This window comes from Paenibacillus sp. EKM212P (genome assembly GCF_011066115.1).
Taxonomy (GTDB): Bacteria; Bacillota; Bacilli; order Paenibacillales; family Paenibacillaceae; genus Paenibacillus; species Paenibacillus polymyxa_B.
The window spans coordinates 1-2,920 of the sequence record NZ_JAAMNR010000030.1; the positions used below are offsets into that span (position 1 = coordinate 1).

The window sequence follows — 2,920 nt, forward strand, 5'->3', positions numbered from 1 at the left end:
ATCGAGACGGGCGAGATCGAGTCGCAGCTGCTGCGGGTGGAAGGCGTGCGCGAAGCGGTGGTGCTGGTTCGAAGTGATGCGAACGGGCAGAAAGCGCTGTGCGCGTACTACACAACGGATGGCGAATTGACGGCGGCAGACCTGAAACGGGCGATCTCCAGCGAGCTGCCGGGGTACATGATCCCGTCGTACTTCGTCGAGCTGGAGCGCCTGCCTCTGACGCCGAACGGGAAAATCGACCGGAAGGCGCTGCCGACGCCGGAAGGGGGAGCAAGCGCAGGGCGCGAATACGTGGCGCCGCGCACCGAACTGGAGGCGAAACTGGTCGCCATCTGGCAGGACGTGCTCGGGCCGGTCACGATTGGCGTGACGGACAACTTCTTCGACCTCGGCGGGCACTCCCTGCGGGCGACGACGATGGTCAGCAAGGTGCACAAGGAGCTGAGCGTGGATCTGCCGCTGCGCGATGTGTTCCAGCACTCGACCATCGAAGCGATGGCCGAAGCGATCAGCCAATTGGAGCGGCAGGAACACCTCTCCATTCCGGTTCTGGATAAGAGGGATTACTATCCGCTTTCCTCCGTGCAAAAACGGCTGTACATCCAGCAGCAGATGGAAGGCGCCGAGCTTAGCTACAACATGTCCGGCATGACGGTTCTCGTCGGGCGCTTGGAACGGAATCAATTCGAGGCGGCGCTCAAAGGATTGATAGCTCGTCACGAAATTTTGCGAACCGGCTTCGAGTTGGTCGACGGCGAACCGGTACAACGGATTTATCCGGACTTGAAGTTTGCCGTCGAGTATACGAAAGCGACGGAAAGTGAAACGAAGAGCATCGCAGACGGCTTTGTGCGCGTCTTTGATTTGGAGCGGCCGCCGCTGCTGCGTGTGGGCTTAGTCGAATGGGAAGCGGAACGGCATCTGCTCATGCTGGACATTCATCATATCGTCACGGATGGCATGTCGATGGGCATCTTCGTCGAAGAGCTGCTGCGCCTGTATAACGGCGAGACTCTGGAACCGCTTCGGATTCAATACAAGGAAGTCGCCGCTTGGCAGCAGTCCGAACCTGTAAAAGAGCGGCTGAAACGTCAGGAAGCCTACTGGCTGGACGTGCTGGAAGGCGAACTGCCAACGCTTGAACTGCCTACGGACTTTGTCAGACCTGCCGCTCGCAGCTTTGAGGGAGATGTGCTGCCTTTCAGCATCGACAAGCAGATGACCGACAGCTTGCAGCGCATCGCCGATGAGAACGGTGCCACCCTTTATATGGTGTTATTGGCGGCCTATTCAATCCTGCTCAGCAAGTACTCAGGACAAGATGACTTCATTGTAGGGATACCGGTTTCGGGCCGCACACATGCCGACCTGGAGCCGCTCATCGGAATGTTTGTCAACACTTTGGCGATTCGCCATTATCCGTCCGGGGAGAAGATGTTCCTCGCTTACTTGAACGAAGTCAAAGAAACGATGCTGGGGGCCTACGACCACCAGGATTATCCGTTCGAGGAGCTTGTGAAAAAGCTGCAGGCGCCGCGAGATCAAAGCCGCAATCCTGTATTCGATGTCATGTTTGTTCTGGAAACCAAGGAAGATAATGTTCAAAGCTTCGGGGATATCAAGATCGAATCTTATCCGGAAACTTATACGGTTTCCCAATTTGATCTTACCTTGGTCATTTCGTTGCTGGATGAGGGAATGAACGGGCAGTTTGAATATGCCACCAAGTTGTTTACGCGCAATCTGATCGACAATTTCGCTCAGGACCTGCTCGTGATCATCACCCAAATTTGCGAACAGCCTTCGGTGCTGTTGAAGGATATTTCCCTGAACGGGCAATCCGAACAGGAGCAAGATGTGCTAGAGGCCATTGATATTATTTTCTAATCCCTTACCCGGCTTGGGTGTATGCCGTATTTCTCTCGGTACGCATCCTGCCGGGTGTTTTTTCCAAATGAAAGGGAAAAATCCACCACAGGAATCTGACGTCAAGTTCCGCTGAGCAACGATTTCAATTTATTGGAAAATCGACAAAACACAACAGAAATCGTAGTTTACCTTTGGTATACTAAGAATCAAACCATTCCATAAGTTCACTATTTAAAGAATGAAGTAAAATCAAGCTATCATTCGAACAAAAAAAGAGAATTAATAAACTAGCTAGAGATATAATGGCACAGCACTTCTTGAACTCTCACGAACTACAGGGTGGTTAGTTCAAATATATGGACAATGGACTAAAGATGGACAGATTATTAGAGATAATTCTTTGAAAAAGAAAATTGATCATTTAAGCACGTTATATGCGACATTCAGTATATTGAGGAAATGGTTATGAAATTATATTATCGTAATAGTACAAGTTTCCAACTTTCTTTTTATGGTAATTTGTGGTGGTTTCAGACTTTTTATTTTTCGTGTTTATCACGTGCTCTGGCAAACGCAGTAAAATCAACAAAATTGGTTCACGACTTTTTTATCACCTGACAACTAATTGTTCAGTTACATTAAAGTTGGTATCTTAACATTATAGTTGGTTCTGATCTTTTAAAACCGGTTGTCCTAGTTTAGGATGACCGGTTTTTTTAGTTGCTGATGTCAGAAGAAAATAATGTTTTAGACTGAGAAAATAAAGTATTAGACTGCCGATGCTTCATTAAGCTAACGGGCAGGATAGTTTAATAACATATCGAATTTTTTAAGAGTGTAAGGGTATACGAGGTGAGACGTTGCTTAACTGAAGCGTGAAGTAGAGGTAATCAAAAGGAGATACCCAGATGGAAACAAATCAAAATATTCGTTTAGCAATCGAAAAATCTATACAGTTCCTTGAATCTACTCCACATTTGGGGATGACTCACGGCGAGTGCAGCCGTCGAAAATGGGATGGAGCTTGGTGGCATATGGCTGCTCTTTATGA

Annotated in this window: 1 protein-coding gene; it reads left to right on the forward strand. The window is 48.6% G+C overall.

Annotation, left to right across the window (positions count from 1 at the left end):
• The coding region (locus G9G54_RS24740; protein WP_238808436.1) for a condensation domain-containing protein at positions 1–1,887 on the forward strand (1,887 nt) is incomplete at its 5' end.
• Positions 1,888–2,920: the final 1,033 nt, after the last annotated feature.